The sequence below is a fragment of the Micromonospora sp. NPDC023737 genome (genome assembly GCF_040639715.1).
GTDB lineage: Bacteria > Actinomycetota > Actinomycetes > Mycobacteriales > Micromonosporaceae > Micromonospora.
In genome coordinates, this window is the sequence record NZ_JBFAAL010000001.1 from 1,073,220 (window position 1) to 1,094,553 (window position 21,334).

Below are 21,334 nucleotides of genomic sequence, written 5' to 3' on the forward strand. Positions count from 1 at the left end.
TTCGTGGCTCAGCTGGTGAGGCGGGCGGTCAGCATCTCGGCGATCTCGGCGGGCACGCCGGAATAGCGCAGCACCCGCCGTGGGCCGTACGCGGACGGCGGGCGGCCGCTACAGAGCACCGCGGCCCGGCCGTACAGCCCCGGCAGCTCGGCGCCCAGCGGCACGTCGAGGGCACGTTCCTCGGCGCGGTACGCCAACAGCGGGCGGCTCACCTGCAGGGCGGCAAGGTGCTTGACCAGGTTCGCAGCACCGATGCGTGCGGTGCCGGCGCCGACGTCCTCAGCGTCGCGGAATACGTACGTCTTGCCGAAGGACTCCAGCGCGTATGCGCCAGGCTCGTCCGGCCGGGGCTGCGTCACCCAGGCAGCCGAGCCGAGGTGGAACTGCTGTACGGTGCGCGCCCCCGGCATGCTCACCCGAGGCAGCGCGGCCAGCACCTCGCTGAGCCCCGGCGTCGCGCCGAGGATCGCCGCCGCCGGCCGGGCCGCGACCGTGACCCCGAGTTCGGCGGCCAGCTCGTGGACCCGTTCGGCGGTCAGCCCGCGTAGCACCCGCCGGCTCGGGCCTTCCGGGTCAGGTTCCACGTCGAGGCGGCCCGGCGTGCCGGCGATCGCGTCCTTGACCTCGGCGACGTACCCGGCGGGCCAGTAGCCGACCAGCAGGTACGAGCCATCGACGAGCTCGGCCAACGCGGACGGGGCAATCTCCCAGTCGAGCGGCTCGAGGGTCCGCGGGTCCCGGCGGATCTGCACGTGGCCGAGGGATTCCAGAGTACGGGCGAAGATGTGGGTGAACAGCAGCGAGCCCTCGATCTGCAAGGCGATCCGCTCGAAGGAGGAGTATCCGCCGCCACCGGCGTGCATCAGCGCATCCAAGCCGATGTCCCAGGTCAGCTTGCTCGGCTGCACGGGAGCGACCCGGTGAACATCCACGTGGTAGGAAGATTCGAGCTGGGCGCGCGCCTTCTTCTTGGCCTCGGCCGCCCACGGGGTGTTTAGGAAGCGCTTGACCAGGCCGCAGTGACGGCAGGTGCCCTCGACGGCCAGCACCTTGTCCCCGGCGTACGGCAGGTCCCAGTGGTGTGCCCGGGTGACCAGGCACGAGTTCGGGTCGGGCGCGGTCAGCGTCGTCGCGGGCAGAGCCGCGCCGGGCTGCGGACGCGGCTCCGTCCACCAGACGACCTGCGGCGCCGGCCGGCGCGGCGCGGCCTCTTCCCCAAGGACGATGACGCCGTCGACCACCCCCACCGGCTCCTCGGTGTACGCGTCGGCGCTGAGCACGCCCCGCCCGCGCTGGGACCCGGGCAGGTAGGCGAGCCGGGTCGCGCGCGCCCACATAGCCAGGTCGACGTAGTCGCCGGAGCGCAGGAAGAAGGGCAGCCGCTGGGTGGCGTCCTTCGAACGATTGACCAATAGCAGGGCCTCGTAGTCGCCCTCGGCGAGGTCGACGTCGGCGAGCGGGAACACCAGGGCAGCGTCGTCCGACTCGCGAGCGGCGATCACCTGGTCGAGCGCGATCGGCGTGGCATCGTCGAGGGCACCGAGTGCCCCAGTGTCCTTGCGGATGATCTCTAGCTTGATGTGCTCCGCGGCCACGGCCACGGCGCGCAGCTCCGGGGGCGCCTGGACGGCGTACTTGCGCATCCGGCCGGGCAGCTTCATCCCTTCGGCGAGGGTGAGTTGCGACGAGACCAAGGGCTGCAGCACGTTGAGGTCGTCACGCAGCTTGGCGCGGGCTTCCGGCGGAAGCACCCCCAGCACCTGAACGTCGGCGAACAATGTCCAATGCGGAGGCACACCTTCCTGGCCCCCTGGGACACGCCGGTAGCCAGGGCGAGCGACCTGAGCGAGCACGTCGTCAACCTCGTCTGCCAGCCCGTCGAAGGCGAAGACGATGCCGTCGCCGGCGAGCTGAAGCCGTTCGGCTTCGAGAAATTGTCCGAGCACTTCGTCCTTGAGCATCGGCAGCACCTGGCGAGGACGGCGCACGGCGGGCGCTCCGCCGTCTATGTCGATCAGGCGCAGGACGCCGTCGAGGATGGAGGTCTGGGCCAGGTCTGCCGGGCGGTGCAGGCGATGCCAGCCGTTGACGCCGGGCATGAAGTCGAGGACCGGTTGCTGGTCACCGACCGCGCTGGCGATCTGCAGGCGCCGCGGCCCGTCGTGGCCGGGCAGCTTGACCACCAGGCTGAACTCGACCTTGCGGCCGAACAGGTTGGAGCGGATGAGTGCGACCAGCCGGGCTTCGCGGCCGCGTGCGCCCGCCGCCTGCGATCTGGGCGCGGCGTCCCGGTCGTTGCCGTCCCAGGTCTGCAGCTCGAGCGCGACGACGCTGGCGATCCGCTCGCGGGCGGCGGGCTGTCGGGCCCAGAGGGTGGCCAGGTTCCGGCTGATCGGCGACGGCGTGCGCTTCATCCAGTCGTCGAGGTACGGCTCGATCTCGCGCGGCGTGACCTCTCGGCCGGGTTCTAGGCCGTACGTGGCGAAGAACCGGGGCAGCTTGCCGCGGTCGTGCTCGCGCACCAGGGCCTGCGACATCGACAGCCCGACGTAGCGGTGCGACAAGGCCACCGCAGAGGGCAGCCCAAGCATGCCGTCCAAGCCGGTCAGCCACAGCCCGAGCACATTCCAGAACAGCTCGACGTTCTGCCGGTACTGGGTGGCCAGGCGCTCCTTCTGTTGGGGGTCCTCCAGCCGTAGCAGCCGAGAGAGGGGGCCGAAGTAGTTGCTCGCCGCCATCGTGACGTCGCCGCCCATGCGCTCCGCGGCCATGCTGAAGACCGCGAGGAGAGTCAGCACAGGGGGAGGCGGCAGGTCCATCCGCTCGCCGCGTGGGGTCTGCTGCCACCGGCGCAACCATTCGCGGGTGCGCTGCAAGGGCAGGCCGAAGATGTCGCTGTAGCGCGTGCGCAGCGACAGCACGCCGATGACCGAGCGTGCCAGGGAGTCCCACACCTTGTCGGTGGGCAGTTTCAGTCGATGCCCGATGCGGGCGAGGGTGTCCTCGTCGAAATCGAGGTAGACCGGAAGTCCCGCCGCGTCCTGGGTAAAGAACACGTCCGCGATGGCCCTGTTGAAGGCGCTATAGATCTTCCATCGATCTACCGGCTGAGGTTGCATGTGCTGACCAGCTGCGCTTCCGTATCGGCGGAACCAGGTCTTGAGGTGTAATGGAAGGGTCACGCTCCGAACGGTGACGGGTCGCGACGACGCGGACACCGAGAAGTATCAGCGGTGTGATGAGCTGACATGAATACCCGATTCGGGTCGACACCTCCGCCGCCTAGGCGACCTGGCTCGGCAGAACGGATGACCGACCTCCAGACGGGGTGTCGCGCATCGTCGAGCGCGTACCCCTATAGGCTGCCCAGCGACGATCGACCGAGGAGGACGCGTGGAAGGTACGGCCATCCGGGCGGCGGAATTTTTCGCTGGCATCGGGCTGGTGCGAACCGCCCTCGAGCCGCTGGGCATCAAGATCGTCTGGGCCAACGACATCAAACAGGCCAAGTTCAACACCTATCAGGAGAACTACCCGGACGCCGACAAGCACTTCAAGGTTATTGACATCCGCAAGGTCGAATCAACGGATCTACCACCCAAAATAGAATTGGCCACAAGCAGCTTTCCTTGCATCGACCTGTCGCTCGCGGGAAATCGACGCGGCCTGGATGGCGCCCAATCTGGAATGTTCTTCGAGTTCGCGCGGATTCTAGAGGGAATGCCACAGCGCCCGTCGGTTGTGCTGCTTGAAAACGTGCACGGATTCGCCACCAGCCACGGCGGCAAGGATATTGAACGCGCCTTCGAAAAGCTCTCCCAGTTGGACTACTCCCTCGACGTGCTCGCTATCGACGCAAAGCACTTCGTCCCACAGTCACGGCCACGCATGTTCATTGTCGGAATTTCCAAAGACAAGTTGCCGAAGAACTCCCACGTCGGCATCCCGGCCCCCTCCGATGTGCGCCCGACCTGGGTGACCGCCCTGCACGAGCGGCATAGCAGCACCTACAATATGCATTACCTGGATCTACCGCCACTCCCGGACGGCCCCAAGGACCTCAACGGGATAGTTGACCATGACGTCCCGGCGAGCGCGTGGTGGGATGCAAACCGTGTGAGGGCCTTCGTCGAATCGCTCAGCGATGGGCAACGCATCCGATTCGAGGCGCTGCGCGACGCCGAGACCATTTCTTACCGGTCCGCATATCGCCGCACCCGGCAAGGTATCTCTATGTGGGAGCTGCGCCGCGACGCCATCGCGGGTTGTCTGCGCACGACCGGCGGAGGCTCCAGCAAACAGGCGCTCGTCGAGGTCGGCATGCGTCGCGAGCCCCGGGTGCGCTGGATGACACCCAAGGAGTACGCGCGGCTCATGGGTGCCGGCAACTACAAATTAGTGGCGGGTACTCCCAATCAGCAGCTGTTCGGCTTCGGTGACGCGGTCGTGGTCGATGTTGTTCGGTGGATCGGACAGCATTACCTAATTCCGGTCCTCAAACCCGAGACGACCGACGAAGGTTAATTTCCCGGTGCCGCTACCGCCTACCCCACCGCCGTCGTCCGCCACCAAGACGATGAAGGCGAACCGCAGCACCGGAACCAAGCCGGAACTCGCGCTGCGCCGGGCGCTGTTCGCGGAAGGCCTCCGATATCGCGTGAATTTGAAGGTGCGGGTGCCGGGCCGGACTGTCCGGCCAGACATCGTCTTCACTCGAACACGCGTGGCCGTCTTCCTCGACGGTTGTTTCTGGCACGGATGCTCCGAGCACGGGCGCATGCCGAGCGATCCAAGCGGCTACTGGCATCAGAAGATTGCCCGGAATCAACTGCGGGACAGCGCGGTTGATCAGGCGCTACAAGAGTCCGGCTGGCAAGTGATCCGACTCTGGGAGCACACCCCCACTAAGGAAGCGTCGAAGCTGGTACTCGCCGCTATCACCGAGCGATGCATCGCGCAAGGGTAATGCAATGGGGTGGGACAGGTCGGGGGCGGAGCCCGCGAGGACCTAACCGCTTGGCCTTCCGTCGTCCGGTGCCGACCAACGCGGGCGCGAGAACTCAGGGGAGATCCGAACATCCGCCCTACCGGGAAACCTCACACCGACGATTCCCAGTTACCCTCGGGCTGCGGCCGCACGTGCCTACGCAGGCCATCCACCCGCATAGACGGCTATTGCCAGTATAAAACAAGTGTATGCCAGCGTGGGCCGCGTCCTAACCGCACCGCAGGACGTAATCGACCGGAATCTAGTCTCACCGACGGTGGTCATCGGGGTCGCGCGCCATCACTTCGACGTGCCGGACGACCGCAACCCTCCCTTGCCGGGCCTCGCCAGTCACTCGGACGTGCCGACGCGACCGGTACGCCTCGATGGCGAGCTCGTGTTGGGTAGCGGTGAGTGGCACCTTAACGTTTTGCTCGGCCTCGCCGTACCGGGTATGGACGAGACCCGAGATCACCGCCATACCCGCCTGGGTGCCCTCACGGCTAAGCCGTGCCACCGGACCGGTTATCTCAACCGGCCCCTCGGGCATCGAATTGCGCAGCTCCTCGCCGGCGGACCGGATCGTTCTGATCACCTGGGAGTCAAAGCGGAAGCGTCCCGCTCCGATTGACGACGGCAGCCGCTGCGCCCATTCGAACCGCACCTCAAATGGGGTGTTATCTCGACCGAGACTCGCGAGAGCGTCACAGACGTTCGCCGATACGCCCTCCTTGGCGCGCCGCAAGAAGGGTTCTAAGGAGTTACCTCGCAGCGCCTCCCCGGCGGCGGCAAATGTCGCCCTTACCCCGCGATGCACCTGCAGGGAAACTCGTCGGGCGAATGGTTGACTTCCGTTCGCGCCGGGGCCCAGGTCCGCCTCAGGAATTGCCACTTCCGCGGCAATTACCCAACTTCCCGCCCGCGGGGTACCCAGCCGGACCTCGCGCGCAAAGTCCCACACGATGGCTGGGCGCTTGCCTTGCACTAGCAACGGCCGATCGAGGGTGCTGGCGTACGTGGATGCTATAACAATTTCCCGCACGCCGCGCAGTGCCTCGGTCCCGTTAAGGAGCGGAATTGTGCCCGGCGGCCCGGACGGCAGCAGCCGGAAGATCATTCGGTCGGAGCCGGTGTTCATCAGCTCGGAAATGACGGCCGAGAGTGGCCGGTCTTCGATCACGGCTAGCGTGCGCAACACGTCATACATTCGCAGTGAGAAGTCACGCATGCGCCGGTCAGTGGGGACCATGATCTCGAACTCATCGGCACCTTCAGTCAGGGTCCACAGACTGGCTTCGCGGGCGGCGGTGCGCGCCCGCCACCCCTCGCTAGCCAGGTGAGCATCGACGGCCTCTGGCGAGAGCTGCTGGATCGCCTTCAGTTGCTCGGCACTCGGTCCGGACCACGGCTCGCTCATCGCGTCGCCCGCTGAGCCGGGATAGGCATCATCAGGTCCCGTAGAGCTTGCACTGTGAGCAAGTTTCGCTTCGGCACTCGGACTGTTACCCTGCGCCGCCGGGACGAGTCGATCGGCGGCCGGTCGGCCAGCGAAACCCAGTAGCCGCAGTGGTGAAGCCGGAGCACATCGGCGTCAGCATCGGTATATCGCTCGATGTCGTCAGGTACAACGATCAGAAAGAGGTACCGCGGTATGTGGTAGTCGCGGCCTGCAAGGTTGTTGAAGTGAGCAACTTCCATCTCGTAGTGCCAGGCATCCAACGAACCGACCGCACGCGACCAGGACTTGACCTGAACGTCGATCTTTGGAAATCGTGTCGTCCCTCGACTGCCCGGAAAGTCGAAGGTGAAGTCCACCCCAGTGACATCCAGATCGTGTTTGCTTGCGACCAACCCCGCTGCACTGGCCAGGACGCGCACGAAAGACTCACCAAAGTATCCCTGCAGGTTGAAGCGCCCGTACCCCATTCGCCGCCTTCAAGGTCCTACTTGATCGATGCCAAGGTGCTACCTGCACGATACGAGCAGAATGGCACCTAGGGAAAGGCGTTGTCTGGCTGGTGCGGACGGCCATCCTGGGCGCGCCGCTGACCGGAGTGGAGGTGCTCGCGTCTTTTCGACGCGGGTACCCTGGCTTGACTTCACCGCCCGGCGCGCCAACCATGTCTCGCACACTGAGTGCTCCACCGTCAGCGCCTCGCATTTCCATTTGCTCGGACCGAGCGATGATCGACATCATTTCTCAACGACCGTGCCGGCGCGAGCGCCAACTGGCACGTCGCTGTACGAGCTGCGTGACGGGCAATCCGCTAGGCCAGGGCGACGGGTTGTCGCCATAGCGAGGTCGCCTAGCGCACGCCACGGACATGAAAGGCCTGCTATCAGGGCTTGCGGCCGACAGCGGCGTACCCGTCCACGGCGGCAGGGGCCCCGTCGCCCTCGGGTCGCCACTGGGTGAAGGGCACCAGGCCAGGCTCGACCAGCTCCAGCTCGTCGAAGAACCGCGCGATCTGCTCGGGGCTGCGCAGGTGGTACGGCATGGCGCCGCTCTCGTTGTACTGCCGGTGTGACTCGACGACCGCCTCGCTGGTGTCGGTGCCGTCGGACATCGCGAGGTAGCTGCCGGAGGGTACGGCAGCGAGCAGCGTACGGATGATGGAGACGACCTGTTCGTCGTCGCCGATGTGGCCCATGACGCCGAACAGCAGCACGGCGACGGGCTGCGTGAAGTCGAGGTGCTCGGCGGCCTGGCGCAGCACCGCGTCGGGGTCGCGGAGGTCGGCGTGGAGGTACTTCGTCTGGCCCTCGGGCGCGCCGACGAGCAGTGCACGGGCGTGGGCGAGCACCATCGGGTCGTTGTCGACGTAGACGATGCGGCTCTCGGGTCGGACCCGTTGGGCCACCTGGTGGGTGTTGTCCGCGGTGGGCAGGCCCGTACCGAGGTCGAGGAACTGCCGGATGCCGGCTTCGCCGGCGAGGAAGCGTACGGCGCGGGTCAGGAACGCCCGCGATTGCCGGGCGGTCTCGACCATCGCCGGGAAGATGGCGCGGACCTGGTCGCCGGCCATCCGGTCGGCCTCGAAGTTGTCCTTGCCACCCAGCCAGTAGTTCCAGATGCGTGCGGAGTGCGGCACGCTGGTGTCGATCGTCGTGATCTGATCGGTGACGGCGGGCGGGGCGGTGTCTGCCACGAAGCTGTCTCCCAGCGGGATCGGAACCGTGCACAACGGACGGACCATGGTCCCACAACCCACGCAGTCGCCGTGGTCCCTAATCCGCCGCGATGCCCAGCTGCGGCCAGGCTGCCGCGAACCGGTTCGTCGTCGCCGCCGAGGGCAAGAGCATGTCGGACCCGGCTGATACCACGAGGCCGTGATCACGATCCGGCATGGGAACCTGCTCGATGCGGACGCTGAGGCCCTCGTCAACGCCGTCAACACCGTCGGAGTGATGGGCAAAGGCATCGCGTTGGCGTTCAAGCGGGCGTACCCCGCGAACTACGCTGCCTACCGCACCGGCTGCGCTGCCGGCGCCGTCCGCCTCGGGCAGATGTTCGTGTACGACTCGGGCGTGCCCGGCCCCCACCGCTACGTGATCAACTTCCCGACGAAGCGCCACTGGCGCTCGCGGTCGCAGCTGGCCGACGTCACCGCGGGCCTTGCCGACCTGGTGCGCGTCCTCTGCGAGCACCGCATCACCTCGGTGGCGGTGCCGGCGCTGAGCTGCGGCAACGGCGGCCTCAACTGGGCCGCCGTCCACCCCCTCATCGAGGCCGCGCTCGCCGACCTGCCCGAGGTGCGAGTACTCCTGTATCCGCCGACCTGACCGGCTCGTCCTCGGCACCCACCGCGACAGGCTTTTTGTCGCTCGTAACCAGTGCTGTGGCTCAGGGCGTGGCGAGGCGGCGCGGGAGATTGTGTCGTTCGACGGTGGCGCGGTACCTGTGTCGTACATAGGTCCGCTGTTCGGCGGCCAGCATCCCGTCCGTCGCCCCGGCGCGACCCAACAGCGACACCTACCATCGAGTCAGGCAGCCTCGGAACGAGGCGAGAACCGCACATCCAGCTTTCGGTCCAAAGCTCGAGCCAGTCGTTCGAGAACAGCCAAGGTGGGAACGGTGCCGCCGGCCTCGAACCGGGCGATCGCAGACTGCGTCATGCCCGCGGCACGCGCCAACTGGCTCTGGCTCCACCGGTTGTGCTCCCGCAGGTGACGCACCTCCTGACCCAGCTCAAAGGCGATGCGTGTCGCTTCGTACGCCTCGGCGACGCCCGGCTCGGCCATCCGACGTTCCCGCAGGTCGTTCCAGTCAACGCGGTCACTCATCGCTCTGCCCCCTCGATCACGGTATGCCGCTCGGCGATGCACCGCTCCAACGCCCGGCGAGCCCGTTCGATCTCGCGGTTCTCCCGAGCCCGGGTTTTCCGGAACACCGTCAGCAAGATGATCCTCCGGTCGGAGGCTATCCAGTACGTCACACGCACCGGATCGCGCTCCAGGTAGAACCGCAGTTCTCGCAGCTTCCCATCGAGCTGCTTGGTGTACGGCTCGTCGAGCAAGACGCCGCGGCCGGCAAGCAGATCGATGTAGAAGGCGGCCCGCGCGAAATGCTCGCCCGGCAACCCCTCCAACCAATCTCGGACCTCTGGTTCCAGCTCAACCCTACCCCAGCCCATAGCATCAATGCTATGGGCTTCGCGATCACTAGGCTCGCTTATCCACGGCGTGTCGGAACGGCAGCACGTCACAACACCCGGTATCCGCCGGCCTGAAACCTGACAACGAGAAGCGGGGCCGGCCCGTCCGGACCGGCCCCGCTCAGGGGGTTCAGCGCTCGATCAGTTCCGGCGCTCGACCACCTTCAGGGTGAATTCGGTGTACGACGCCGCGTGCTTCTTGTCGCCGCCGTAGACCACCCGGACCTTGTGGGTGCCGGGGCTGGGCAGCCGGTCGACGGTGCAGGTGGCGACGCCCCTCTTCAGCTTGGCCTCGCACAGCACGTCCTCACCGATGAGGAACTGCACGGGGCCGGTCGCCGAGCTGGGCTTGACGGTGGCGGTCAGCTTGGCGTTCTTGCGCCAGGTGGCCGTCACGTCGTCGGCGCGTACCGTCGTCTGGATCCGGGTGTCGACCGGGGCCTTCGTCACGGTGACCACGCGGTTGGCGACCGCCTGGTTGCCGTTGGTGTCGGAGACCAGGTAGGTCAGCGGGTAGCTGCCCGGGGTGTTGGTGTCGACGGTGCCGACGACCTGGATCCGGTCGGTGACGTCGCCGTCGGTGTTGTCCACGGCCTTGACCCCAGCGAGCGGATCGAAGGTCTTGCCCTGCTCGACGGAGGTCGAGGCGGGGACGGTCAGCACCGGCGGGGTGACGTCGGTGCCGGCCGCGGTGGCGAGGAAGACACCGCCGAACTGGTCGGCGGAGCCGACCTGGTCACCGTCGCCGGTGCGGCTGGTGCTGGTCCAGGCGTACAGCTCGCCCTCGGTGAGGCCCTTCCACTCGACGCTGGCCGGCCAGCCCGACTTCGCGGTGGCCGAACCGATGACGGTGTCGGTCGGGGTGACGACGACCAGGCTGTCCGTGCCGAAGCTGGTGGTCCGGCTGGACAGGTCGATCGGCAGCACCATGTTGTCCTCGGCGCCGTTGTAGCGCTTGCGGTCGTCGTACTCGGTGGCGCCGAAGTTGTTGAGCATCGGCGAGTAGGTGTCGATGCTCATCTCGGCCCGGTCGACGTCGATCTGCAACAGCCGCAGGAAGCTGGCGCCGAACTGGAGCAGGTCGGTCGACTTGTGGTCGACGGTGCCGTCGCCGTTGAGGTCGAGGTTGCCGTTGGCGTCGACCTTCTCCGGCCACAGCTCACCCGCGGTCATCTTGTAGAACTGGTAGTCCGCGAGCAGCTCGACCACGTCGTGCGCCACCGTCACGCCGACACCGGTCTTGAGGTTGGTACCGACGCCGTGCTCGTGGCCGGCGAGGACCAGGAACACGTTCGGGTTGGACTGGACGATGGCCGAGAAGGCCCGGGAGCCGTCGGTGGAGAAGTTCGCGCCGCGGCCGTCCGGCGTCGTGGACGGGGCCAGGTAGGCGTGGGTCAGCAGGATGCCGTTGCGGTCGTGGTACCGCTGGAAGATCGAGCTGGCCCAGTCGGCCTCGGCCTGGGTGACGCCGTACGACAGGCCCACCGCCACGAAGTCGAGCCCGCCGGCGGAGAACAGGACGTAGTTGTTCTGGTTGTCCTTGCCCTGGGTGACCGTGTTGCCCGCCGCGTCGGTGGTCTCGTCCCACGCGTGGTACGACGCCTTCGTAACGGCCGGCCACTTCTGTGCGCCCTCGTAGTACCGCTCCGGCCCGTAGTACTGGTTGAAGCGGGACGTCGGGCCGGTCTCGTTGCCGCCCTGGTTGTCGTGGTTACCGGCGATCACCTGGTTGACCAGCCCGGCCTCGTCGAGCGTCCGCTGCGCCTCGGAGGTGAACTGGAACTCGCGGGTCACCTGCTCGTCCAGGCCCGGGTAGAGCAGGTTGCCGCTGGAGTCCTTGGCGAGCGGGTCGGAGTAGTCGTTCTCGATGACGTCACCGGTGTGCGCGGTGTACGCGATCTTCTTGCCGGAGGTGTTGTCGGCCAGCCACTTCGTGGTGTCCTGGTACGACTTCTGCCACAGCGCCCGCTCCTCCATGGTCATCTTGTCGGTGGGCTCGTCGACGCCGTCGAAGTCGTCGTACGTGCCGCCGGCGGCACCCTCGGCGAGGTACTGGGTGTCCGTGAAGTGGGCCAGCGAGAAGTCGTACTTCGACGGGTCGTCGAAGTGGTCCCGGTTCGCCGGGTCGTCGGCGGAGCCGTCACGGGGCCCGAGGTCGTCGGCGAACGGGTCCTCACCGACCACCAGGACATGGACGGCACCGTTGTCGACCAGCTCGGGCCGCACGGCGGCCTTCACCGAGGTGTCGCCTTCGGCCTGACCACGCGCGGTGGCCAGCTCGGTCCACGCCTGCGTGGTCGGGTTCCACGCGTACAGGGCGACCGCCCGCTCGGGGTCGACGACGCCGCTCCACAGGATCTGGCGAGCCGCGCCGGAGGCCGGCACCTGGACGTCGTACCGCTGGAACGGGATGTTGCCGGTGGACGGGCTGTTCGCCAGGTTGCCGTCGGGCCGCGGGGCCGCGCCGACCTGGCCGCCCTCGGTGTACGAGAAGTCCAGCGTGGCGGGCATGACCGGGACGACGCCCTGGAAGCCGCCGGCCGGGACGCTGGGGGTGGCCTGCTTGAAGGTGGTGGTCACCTCACCGCCGTCGGGGTTGTGGGCGATCGCCGACAGGGTGACCCGGCCCTTGCCCTGACCGACGTCGGTGCCGCCGCCGGTCGGGATGGCGTCGGAGGTGAACCGGACCGTCTTGCCGACGGGCTTGCCGAACACGTCGGTAGCCGAGATCGTCAGGGTGTGGTCGCCGGACCTCAGGCCCGCGCCGACCTCCTGGCCGACCTGGACCGGCACACCGTCGAGCAGGTAGGTCCAGCCGGTGGCGTTGCCCTGGTTGGTGACGGTCACCTGCAGCTCGGTCGGGCGGCTGAGGTGGCCACCCTCGGCGGGCACGGTCGAGGTGATCGTGACGCCCGCGTCCCGGACGTCGCCGAGCGCGGCGGCGTTGAGGGTCTGCACCTCGTCCAGGGTGAGTACCCGGGAGAAGATGCGGGCGTTGCGCACGGTGGCCGGCGTCCAGAACTGGTTGACCGAGTCGGCGCCGACGTAGAAGGAGTTGCGGGCGGCGCCGCTGGGCAGGCCGAGCGGCGCCGGCGCGGCGACGGAGGCGGCCAGCGCGCCGTCGACGTACAGGCGGGCGGTGGCGCCGTCCCAGGTGCCGACTGCGTGGTACCAGCGGCCGGAGGAGATCTGGACCTGGGCGTTGCGGTACGCGCCGTTGGCGTACACGGCGAAGGTCAGTTTGTCGCCGTAGACGACGATCGAGTATCCGCCGCTCTCCTTCTCGGAGCAGATCGAGTGCTCACCGGAGTTGGGCAGGGTGCCGTTGTCCTTGAAGGTGCACTCAATCGTGACCTGGTCGCGGATCTTCGCCCACTGCGCGTCGCCCATCGCGTAGGCGTACGCGTCGTTGGCGCCGTCGAAGGAGGCGACCGGCACCTTCACGGCCGGGTCCTCGGCGATGACCGGCTCGCCGACGGTAGTGACGGCGAGGCTCTGCGCGTCGTCCTTCGGCGTGCCGTCGGCGAAGTCGACGTCGAGGATGTCGGCGACCGGTACCGGTGGCTTGAGGCCGTACGCCGACGCCAGTTCGGCGGCCTGGGCGGCGTCCAGCGCCTGGCTCCAGACCTTGCCGCCGGCGAAGGAGGACGGCGGGGCGACCTGCCCGATGCCGGTGGGTGCCGCGTCGGCACCGATCACGAACCGGCGGGCGGTCGCGGCCGGCGGGGTGAGCGCACCACTGGCGGCGGTGGAGCCGGCGAGCCGGCCGTTGAGGTAGAGGCGCAGCGTCTGGCCGTCCCAGACCGAGACGGCGTGGTACCAGCGGTTGCCGGTGATCGGGGTCAGCACGGACTTGTAGCCGCCGCCGACGTGGGCCATCGTGCCGAGGTTGCCGCCGTTGACGTAGACCGAGAAGCCGCCGCCCTCCTTGTCGGAGCAGAGGTCCTTCTCGCCGCTGACGGGCATGGTGGTGTCGACCCGGAACACGCACTCGATGGTGAAGCCGGTGGAGATTTTGCCCCACTGGTCGGCGAAGTCGAAGGAGACGGCGTCGTCGACGCCGTCCACCTTCAGGGTGTCGTGACCGACTGTCGCGTCGGTGGCGTAGCTGGGCGCGCCCCAGGTGGTGGGGGTGAGGTTCTGGGCCCGATCGGTGGTGGTGCCGCCGGTGAACTCGGCGTCCAGCACGTCGGGAGCCGGCACCGTGACGGCGTTCGCCACCGGGCTGGTTGCCGAGGTCACGGCGTCCCGGGCGGGCAGCAGCAGTGCGCTGCCGGCCACCACGAGCCCGAGGGCGGTGGCGCTGATACGGCGCCACCCTCGGGCGGTCGGATGGAGTCGCGTGGTCACGACATCTCCTTCGGTTGGGGGTGTTTTCGTTGTGCCGGGTCGGCACCGGAGGTGGCTGAGGTCAGGTCCCGCAAGTCCCGGCGCGGACGTCGACGCCGGCGGTACCAGAAGGTGGCGGCCACGGCGGTGACCGCGGCCAGCAGGACGGCCCCGATGACCAGGAGTTGTCGGGCGCTACGCGCCACGCCCACCGCCGGGACGGTCCGGGTCGAGGCGGGGCCGAGGCCGGTGGCGGTGCTGATGTGCCAGTCGGCCGACTCGTGCGCGCCGTCGTAGACCGCCCGTTGCCCGTCGGGGCCACTGGCGAAGGTCCGGTACGCCTCGTGCAGGTCGGTGAGCATCCGGGACGTCACGGTCACCGTACTGACCGGTGCGGGGCAGGTGAACAGCAACGCGGCTCCGCCGGCCGCGAGATCGTCGGCCACGTCGACCCGGCCCGCGCAGGGTGTCCCGTCCTGCGTCACCGCGATCCGCTCGGTCAGGTACCTGGCGAATTCGGGGGCCCCGGCCAGCGCCTCGGCGTCGGCGGGCTCGTAGGTGACGGCGCCGTCGAGCAGCACCCGGTCCTCGCCGAGTACGCCGAGGGCGATGCCGAGCATGCTCAGGTCGTCCGTTCCGCCGACGACCCAGCGGACCCGCACACCGTGGTCTCCCTCGCCCGCCACCTCGATCCGCTGTGGAGCGCCGAAGGGGTGAGCTGAGGCGGGGTCGGGGACGAACACTCCGGTGAGCACCAGGGGCAGGACCACCCAGGACCATCGCCGGGCCCGGTGGAAGGCACCGTCCAGGGCAGACACCAACAGAACCTCACTCGCTCAGGAGAGATCGACCGAAACGCAGTGATGCTTTCGGTCGGAGGTGACGAGCGAGGTCGCGCGAATTGAGCGAGGGTTGACGCGGAGATTGCTGAACCGAGAAGTCTGGTGGCACCGATCCATCCGCTGCCCGGCCGCCGATGCTGTGAGCACCTCGGCGGGCGGGGAGGGCACGACGAGGTCGCCGTGCCCTCCCCTCGACGAACTCAGTCGTTGCGGGCGGTCTCCGGGCCGGTGATGCGGCGCAGCAGGGGCAGCGTCGACGCGACGATGGCCAGCGACAGCGCCAGCCCGCCGGCCACCATCAGGTAGAACGACGGCTTCGGTGCGAGCAGCGTGTAGTCCAGCTGGGCCCGCAGGAACAGGTACGCGGCGAGGAAACCCATTCCGATCGCCACCACCGCGACGGTCAGCAGCGGCACGACGGTCTCCAGCCCCACGACCCGGCGCAGCGTACGCAGCTGCACCCCGGTGAGCCGCAGCATGCTGAAGGGCCGTTTCCGATCGCTGAGCCCACCGGCGACGCTCACCGCCAGGCTGCACCCGGCGATCGGCAGGCTGGCCAGCATGACCACATTGGCCAGTTGCTGGAACTGCACCAGTTGCCGTGCCGAATTGGCTTCCCACTCGCCGTCGCTCGCGGGGAAGCGCCCGAGCGGGAACGCGTTGGTCAGTGTCGTCCGGGCCTGTTCGAATCCGGATCGGCTGGTGGTGTCGACGACCACCGACAGGATCGGCTGCCGGTCGGCTTCCCCCGGGGTCAGCCCGGAGGGTTCCCAGACGTGTCGGCCGCCGGCGAGGTCGTCGGCTTCGGGGCCGATCAGGTCGACGGGCACCTGCGCGACCTGCGCCCCGGCGGGGCAACTGCCGAACACGTCGAGGCGGTCCAGTTCGGCGCAGCTGACCAGGCCCTGCCAGCCGTTCTCGTCCGGGTTGGCGCGTACCACGGTCACGCTGCGTACGCCGGGGATCGTGGCGAGGTCGGCCGGGATCTGGTCGGCGGTCGGTGCGGGGCCGTCCTCGGGCCAAAATATCTTCGACAGTGACGTGACGGCCACCGAGGCGGTGCTCGGCGCGCTGCGGTTGGCGACGAACGTGGTGATGGTGCCGGTCGCCACGCTCGTCACGAACAGGGCCACGATCAACCCGCTGACGGATCGGAAGCCGGCCTTCGGGTTGTCGGCGAGGCGCCGTCCGGCGATGAGCGCCGCCGGTCGGCTCGCCCGGCCGGCCATCACCCGGGCACCCATCATGGTCAGCCAGGGTCCCGCCAGCACCAACCCGATGAGGATCAGCAAGAACCCCGAGAGGTACGCGGTGAGCTGTCCGTTGGTGGTGACGGGCCGCCGGCCGATGAAGTACGCCAGCTCGGCGAGCCCGGCGACCAGCGGGATGAGCCGCCAGGCGCGCGGCGGCTTCGGCGTGACGCGGCGGCTAACGCCCAGCGGTGAGATCTGCACCCGGCGCAGCGCCAGCCAGGACGCCACGATCGCGCCGAGCGGGATGCCGAGCGCCACCAGCAGGACGTCGACGATGGTGAGCGAGAGGTCGGCGGCGAAGAACCGGTCGCCGGTGAACGGGATGGTCGCGACGGCCGGCCGGAGAGCGAAGAACAGGACGTACCCGATGACGGTGCCGACGGCGGCGGCGACTGTGGACTCCACGGCCGAGATGACGGAGATCTGCCGTGGCGTGGCGCCGACCAGCCGCATCGCGGCGAAGCGCTGCTCGCGGCGGGTAGCGGCCAGCCGGGTGGCGGTGCCGATGAAGATGAGCACCGGGAAGAGCAGCGCGGCGGCGACGACCGACAGCACGAGTGCCATGGCGTTCTTGTTGAAGCCGATGTAGCAGCCGTCGGGGCAGCCACTCGGCGAGGTGGTCATGATCTGGGTGACCTGTTGGCCGCCCAGTTGTTCGACCTCCCCTGGGGTGCGGCCGATGACGACCAGCAGGGAGTCGGGGGAGGGCAGCGCCGCCCGGCCGATCGTGCCGATCCGGTGGCCGGGGAACCGGTCCGCGAGCTGCGCGGCCGGGGTCGTCCGCAGCAGTTCGGCGAGGGCGGGTGAGGCGTAGTACTCGCCTGGTCCGGGTAGGCGCGGGATGCCCGGTGGGACGGGCGAGTCCGGGCCCGACGCGGCCACGTCGACCCGGCCGATGGAGTCGCCGTGGTAGTAGTCCTCCCGGATCAGCCACCACATCGGGTCCACGGACGCGTCGGCGGAGGGCGGGGCGACGGCGGTGTTGAGCCAGGCGTACCGCTGGTTCTGCGCGCCGACCGCGTTCATCCCGGCGAGCGTGGTGAGGAGCATGCCGACGCCGAGCGCCACGGCCGTGGCGATGATGACGAGCCGGGCGGCGGCTTCCCGCCCGCCGGCCAGCGACAGCCGCAGCGCGAAGCGGATCATGAGAGCACCAGCGCGTTCACCTTGCCGTCGCGGACGATGACCTGCCGGTCGGCGTACGCGGCGACGCGGGCGTCGTGGGTGACGAGGACGACCGTCGTGCCCTGCTCGCGGGCCGAGGAGACCAGCTGGTCCATGACCTGCTCGCCGGTCAGCGAGTCGAGCGCCCCGGTCGGCTCGTCGGCGAACAGCACGCCGGGCCGGGCGACCAGCCCGCGGGCCAGCGCGACGCGTTGTGCCTGCCCGCCGGAGAGCTCACCGGATCGGCGCCGTTCCAGCCCGGCCAGGCCGAGCCGATCGAACCAGGGCCGGGCCTCCTTGAGCGCGGCGGCCCGCTTGATGCCGTTCAACAGCAGGGGAAGGGCGACGTTCTCCTCGGCGGTCAGCTCCGGAACCAGCTGGCCGAACTGGAACACGAATCCGAACTGGTGCCGGCGCAGGAGGCTGCGCTCGTTCTCGCTGAGAGTGTCGATCCGGTGACCGTCGAAGTGGATCTCGCCGCCGTCGGGCACCAGGATCCCGGCCAGACAGTGCAGCAGGGTCGACTTACCGGAGCCGCTCGGGCCCATGACGGCGACGATCTCGCCCGGGGCCACGGAGACGCTGGCGCCGCGCAGCGCCGGGGTCTCGCCGAAGGACAGGACGACGTCTCGCGCCTCGATCGACTTCATCGCCGCACCACCGTCTCCCGCAGGGCGTCCAACCGGGCGACCGTGGTGTCGATCCAGTGCAGGTCGGCCTCCAGGTGGAACAGGCCGTGGTCGGCCAACATGGTGTCGACCAGGTTGCCGGCGCGCTTGATCTCGGTGAGTTCCTTCATCCGGCGCAGGTGCGTGGCGCGCTGGACGTCGAGGTACTCCTCGGCGGGACGGCCGAGCATGAGCGCCAGCACGACCTTGGTGAACAGCACGGTCTGCAGGTTGGGTTCGGCCTCGACCGGCTCGGTCAGCCACGACTCGACGTCGGTCGCGCCCCGCTCGGTGATGACGTAGCGCTTGCGTTCGGGACCCACGCCCGGCTCGACCTCGCCGACCACGATCTTGCCGTCGCGGACGAGGCGGCTGAGGGTCGCGTAGACCTGGCCGAACGGCAGCGGCTTGCCGCGGCTGAAGAAGGTGTCGTAGTCACGCTTCAGGTCGTAGCCGTGGCTGGGCTCGCGTTCTAGCAGGCCGAGAAGAGTCATGGGAACGCTCATGCCGCTCACCATACGCCGGGTGTATACCTCGCGTATATACCTCGGGCGTATATCCGGGACGACTTGGGGGCGCGGACCGTTGCGTCCGCGCCCCCGACAAGTACCGGGCCCGACGTCAGTCGACCGGGCCCTCGTTGACGCGGCGTACGTCGACCTCGACGTCGATCCCGTCGGCGATGAAGAGGTCGACGAACCGCTTCGCCCACTCCATCGCCTCGTCCTTGGAACGCACCTCCAGCAGCGCGAACCCGGCGATGAGCTCCTTGGTCTCGGTGAACGGGCCGTCGATGACCGTGGTCTTGCCCTTTTCGACGGTGATGCGGCCCGACTCCTTGCTGCTCTTCAGCAACCCCTCGCCCGCGAGCAGCACGCCGGCCTGCGCCGCCTCGCCGACGAAGGCACCCATCCGCTCGATGAACTCCGGGCTCGGGTCGAAGGTGCCGGGCTGGTCCTCGTCGAGCTTGTGCATGAGCATGTAACGCATCTGAAGGTCTTCCTCTCAAACGGCGAGTCTTGGTGGCTCTCACCGACGCGTCGATCACGTCGGCCGCGATCCGACATCAAAGCCCAAGGTTTTCCTGTGACGGCCGTCACACATCGATCGAAGGGGCGGACGCGGACGAATCGGCGCAGGCGGCAGCCCGTCCGAGCAGCAGTTCCCGCTCGCGCGCATTGCCGGTGAGGGCCGCCGCCCGCTCGAACTCGTGCCGGGCCTCGTCGTGGCGACCGAGCTTCGCGAGCAGATCGCCGAGCACGCTGGGCAGCAGGTGGTACTGCGCGAGCGCCGGCTCGTCGGACAGCGCCCGAGCCACCTCCAGGCCGGCAGCGGGGCCACGGGCCTGGGCGACCGCGACGGCCCGGTTCAGTTCCACGACGGGCGAGGGTACGAGCCGGGCCAACTCCGCGTAGAGCGCGGCGATCCGCTCCCAGTCCGTCTCCTCGGGCGTGCGTGCCCGCGCGTGGCACGCGGCGATCTCGGCCTGGAGGGCGTACGGGCCGGGGTGCTCGGTCGCCGCCCGGTCGAGGGCGGCGAGCCCGCGGCGGATGAGCAGCCGGTCCCAGCGGGTCCGGTCCTGGTCGTTGAGGAGGATGGGTTCCCCGCCGGGACCGGTACGGGCCCGCAGCCGCGACGCCTGGATCTCCAGCAGTGCGGCGAGGCCGTGCACCTCGGGTTCGCCGGGCATGAGGCCCTGCAGTTGCCGGGCCAGACGCAGCGCCTCCTGGCACAGGGCGGGGCGCATCCAGTCGTCGCCCGCGGTGGCCGCGTAACCCTCGTTGAAGATCAGGTAGAGGACCTCCAGGACCGAGCCGAGGCGCGCGGCGCGCTCGGCCGGGTCGGGCACCTCGAACGGCACCCGGGCATCGGCGAGGGTCTGCTTGGCGCGGGTGATCCGCTGCCCGACGGTGGACTCGGTGGTGAGGAAGGCGCGGGCGATCTCGCCGGTGGTGAGGCCACCGACCAGGCGCAGGGTCAGAGCGGCCCGCGCGATCGGCGACAGCACCGGGTGACAGGCCACGAAGATCAGCCGGAGCAGGTCGTCCTCGATCCGGTCCTCGACGGCGGCGTCGAAGTCGACGGTGACCTGCTCGTCGAGGTCACGGCCGATCGCCTCCACCACTCGCTCACCGGTCTGCTGGCGGCGTACCAGGTCGACCGCCCGCCGTTTGCCCACGGTCGTCAGCCACGCGCCGGGGTTGGCCGGTACGCCGTCGCGCGGCCACTGTTCCAGGGCGGCGACCAGCGCGTCCTGCGCCAACTCCTCGGCGCGCCCGACGTCGCGGACGATCCCGGCGATGGCGGCGACGATCCGCCCGGCCTCCATGCGCCACACCGTGTCGACGGTGCGCCGCACCTCTGACTCCTCCACGGGCTACATGACAGCACGCCGCCGGCGCTCCGGCTCGCGGGAGGTCGGCACGGTGCGCCGGCTGGCGCAGCGAGCTACCCGGTGATCGTCACCTCGACCGGCGTGCCCTGCTGCGTCTCGAGCACCGCCCGCTGCCCGAGTGGCCGGTCGAGCCGCACCGTCTCCGTACGCCACGCCGCGATCGCCGGACACATCTCAGCGGTTCCGCGAGCACGGCCCGTGACGATGACGGCCACCGCTTCGGCCGACTCGACCGCCTCCGTGGCGTAGTCCGCCCCGCACGGCTCACTCGCCGGACCCGGAGAGCCGTAGAACGTGACGGCGAGCTCCCGCCCGTCCCGGGTGGTGGAGGCGGACTGGACCGCGTGCGCGCCCAGCGCCTTGCTCGGATCCCACGGCGGCGGGTCCACCGTGACCACGGCCTGGTCGGCGACGGCCAACCGGGTCAGCCGGACCTTCGAGCCCTCGACGGGGTACTCCCAGATCGGCACGGTCGCCGGGCCGAGCATCGTGAGGATCCGCGCGGTGGTCAGGCGCGCGCCGGTGACCTTCAGCGGTACGCAGCCCGGACAGTCCCCGGTGCCGGTGGCCTTCAACCGGTCCAGTGCCGCATCCGCCGAAAGCAGCGGAACCTCGCGCGTCCGCCCGTCCTCGAAGGCCACCGTGCCCGTCGGCTCCGGAGCCCCGGGCAGCGGCCCGGCGGCGACGAGGCTGCCGGTGCTGAGCTTCAACTTGTTGTCGCCGTTGTGCGGTTCCCAGTCGCCGAGCTGGCCGCTGAGCCCCCCGATCGGCGCGAACCTCGGCTCACCCCCGGCGTCCTGGATCGCCTCGTGGTACCGGGCCAGCGCCTCCCGCGCCTGCTGCCGCAGCGGCTCCATGCTCGCCGGTTTCGCGACGCCAGGGTCGCCACCGGAAGGGCCGGGCGCCGGCCCGCAGCCGGCCATCAGCACCATCGCCACGCCACCCAGCAGAAATCCGTGCACGAGCCTCCCACGCATACTGCTTGGACGTACGTCAGGCGGGCCCGGTTTCCATCCCGGCCGGGGTTTCCGCGTGCCGCCT

General features: G+C 69.0%; 17 protein-coding genes. 3 read left to right on the plus strand and 14 right to left on the minus strand.

All coding sequences use genetic code 11. From position 1 onward, the window contains the following. Positions 1-8: 8 nt before the first annotated feature. Complete coding sequence (locus AB0F98_RS04795) at positions 9-3,056, minus strand: hypothetical protein (RefSeq protein ID WP_357728631.1); 3,048 nt, start codon at positions 3,054-3,056, stop codon at positions 9-11. A 337-nt stretch (positions 3,057-3,393) separates the two neighbouring features. Here AB0F98_RS04795 and AB0F98_RS04800 point away from each other — a divergent pair, with 337 nt between their 5' ends. After that, positions 3,394-4,524 carry a DNA cytosine methyltransferase gene (locus AB0F98_RS04800; RefSeq protein ID WP_357728634.1) on the plus strand — a complete coding sequence of 377 codons (1,131 nt, stop codon included), beginning with the start codon at positions 3,394-3,396 and terminating at the stop codon, positions 4,522-4,524. 7 nt (positions 4,525-4,531) lie between these two features. Continuing rightward, on the plus strand, positions 4,532-4,966 hold the full coding sequence (locus AB0F98_RS04805; protein ID WP_357728637.1) for a very short patch repair endonuclease: 435 nt from the start codon (positions 4,532-4,534) through the stop codon (positions 4,964-4,966). A 289-nt stretch (positions 4,967-5,255) separates the two neighbouring features. Here the strand turns inward: AB0F98_RS04805 and AB0F98_RS04810 are convergent, their stop codons facing one another. The 3 genes from AB0F98_RS04810 to AB0F98_RS04820 all read right to left on the minus strand — a co-directional run bounded on the left by AB0F98_RS04810 (position 5,256) and on the right by AB0F98_RS04820 (position 8,136). Further along, on the minus strand, positions 5,256-6,404 hold the full coding sequence (locus tag AB0F98_RS04810) for a hypothetical protein (RefSeq protein ID WP_357728640.1): 1,149 nt from the start codon (positions 6,402-6,404) through the stop codon (positions 5,256-5,258). After that, entirely contained in the window at positions 6,401-6,913 is a 513-nt protein-coding gene (locus AB0F98_RS04815) for a DUF4365 domain-containing protein (RefSeq protein ID WP_357728643.1), read from the minus strand. Before AB0F98_RS04815 ends, AB0F98_RS04810 begins: the two co-directional genes overlap by 4 nt. Before the next feature lie 413 nt (positions 6,914-7,326). Further along, positions 7,327-8,136, minus strand: a complete 810-nt coding sequence (locus tag AB0F98_RS04820; protein ID WP_357728646.1) for an SAM-dependent methyltransferase — start codon at positions 8,134-8,136, stop codon at positions 7,327-7,329. Between the two features lie 181 nt (positions 8,137-8,317). Between AB0F98_RS04820 and AB0F98_RS04825 the strand changes: the two genes are divergently transcribed. Further along, on the plus strand, positions 8,318-8,770 hold the full coding sequence (locus AB0F98_RS04825) for a macro domain-containing protein (protein WP_357728649.1): 453 nt from the start codon (positions 8,318-8,320) through the stop codon (positions 8,768-8,770). A 201-nt stretch (positions 8,771-8,971) separates the two neighbouring features. Here the strand turns inward: AB0F98_RS04825 and AB0F98_RS04830 are convergent, their stop codons facing one another. The 10 genes from AB0F98_RS04830 to AB0F98_RS04875 form a co-directional block, all read right to left on the minus strand. Then, a complete protein-coding gene (locus tag AB0F98_RS04830; protein ID WP_357728652.1) occupies positions 8,972-9,271 on the minus strand; it encodes a helix-turn-helix transcriptional regulator in 300 nt (99 codons plus the stop codon). Continuing rightward, on the minus strand, positions 9,268-9,576 hold the full coding sequence (locus AB0F98_RS04835) for a type II toxin-antitoxin system RelE/ParE family toxin (protein WP_357728655.1): 309 nt from the start codon (positions 9,574-9,576) through the stop codon (positions 9,268-9,270). Before AB0F98_RS04835 ends, AB0F98_RS04830 begins: the two co-directional genes overlap by 4 nt. Before the next feature lie 207 nt (positions 9,577-9,783). Then, entirely contained in the window at positions 9,784-13,992 is a 4,209-nt protein-coding gene (locus AB0F98_RS04840) for a LamG-like jellyroll fold domain-containing protein (RefSeq protein WP_357728658.1), read from the minus strand. Then, positions 13,989-14,789, minus strand: a complete 801-nt coding sequence (locus AB0F98_RS04845; protein WP_357728661.1) for a hypothetical protein — start codon at positions 14,787-14,789, stop codon at positions 13,989-13,991. Before AB0F98_RS04845 ends, AB0F98_RS04840 begins: the two co-directional genes overlap by 4 nt. Positions 14,790-15,013: 224 nt before the next feature. After that, entirely contained in the window at positions 15,014-17,212 is a 2,199-nt protein-coding gene (locus AB0F98_RS04850) for an FtsX-like permease family protein (protein ID WP_357728664.1), read from the minus strand. Beyond that, entirely contained in the window at positions 17,209-17,880 is a 672-nt protein-coding gene (locus AB0F98_RS04855) for an ABC transporter ATP-binding protein (protein ID WP_357728667.1), read from the minus strand. Before AB0F98_RS04855 ends, AB0F98_RS04850 begins: the two co-directional genes overlap by 4 nt. Further along, positions 17,877-18,404: a PadR family transcriptional regulator gene (locus AB0F98_RS04860; RefSeq protein WP_357728670.1), complete on the minus strand. Its 528-nt coding sequence runs from the start codon at positions 18,402-18,404 to the stop codon at positions 17,877-17,879. The genes AB0F98_RS04855 and AB0F98_RS04860 overlap by 4 nt, the downstream gene beginning before the upstream one ends. A 115-nt stretch (positions 18,405-18,519) precedes the next feature. Beyond that, on the minus strand, positions 18,520-18,888 hold the full coding sequence (locus AB0F98_RS04865) for a YciI family protein (protein WP_357728673.1): 369 nt from the start codon (positions 18,886-18,888) through the stop codon (positions 18,520-18,522). Positions 18,889-18,994: 106 nt separating this feature from the next. After that, positions 18,995-20,272: an RNA polymerase sigma factor gene (locus AB0F98_RS04870; RefSeq protein ID WP_357728676.1), complete on the minus strand. Its 1,278-nt coding sequence runs from the start codon at positions 20,270-20,272 to the stop codon at positions 18,995-18,997. A gap of 74 nt (positions 20,273-20,346) precedes the next feature. Beyond that, a complete protein-coding gene (locus AB0F98_RS04875) occupies positions 20,347-21,255 on the minus strand; it encodes a hypothetical protein (protein ID WP_357728679.1) in 909 nt (302 codons plus the stop codon). Positions 21,256-21,334 lie beyond the last annotated feature (79 nt).

Excerpts from the sequence above, each read along its gene's own strand:
- AB0F98_RS04810 (WP_357728640.1), bottom strand. The coding sequence starts at position 6,404 with ATGAGCGAGCCGTGGTCCGGACCGAGTGCCGAGCAACTGAAGGCGATC.
- AB0F98_RS04815 (WP_357728643.1), bottom strand. The coding sequence starts at position 6,913 with ATGGGGTACGGGCGCTTCAACCTGCAGGGATACTTTGGTGAGTCTTTC.
- AB0F98_RS04830 (WP_357728652.1), bottom strand. The coding sequence starts at position 9,271 with ATGAGTGACCGCGTTGACTGGAACGACCTGCGGGAACGTCGGATGGCC.
- AB0F98_RS04850 (WP_357728664.1), bottom strand. The coding sequence starts at position 17,212 with ATGATCCGCTTCGCGCTGCGGCTGTCGCTGGCCGGCGGGCGGGAAGCC.
- AB0F98_RS04855 (WP_357728667.1), bottom strand. The coding sequence starts at position 17,880 with ATGAAGTCGATCGAGGCGCGAGACGTCGTCCTGTCCTTCGGCGAGACC.
- AB0F98_RS04860 (WP_357728670.1), bottom strand. The coding sequence starts at position 18,404 with ATGAGCGTTCCCATGACTCTTCTCGGCCTGCTAGAACGCGAGCCCAGC.
- AB0F98_RS04865 (WP_357728673.1), bottom strand. The coding sequence starts at position 18,888 with ATGCGTTACATGCTCATGCACAAGCTCGACGAGGACCAGCCCGGCACC.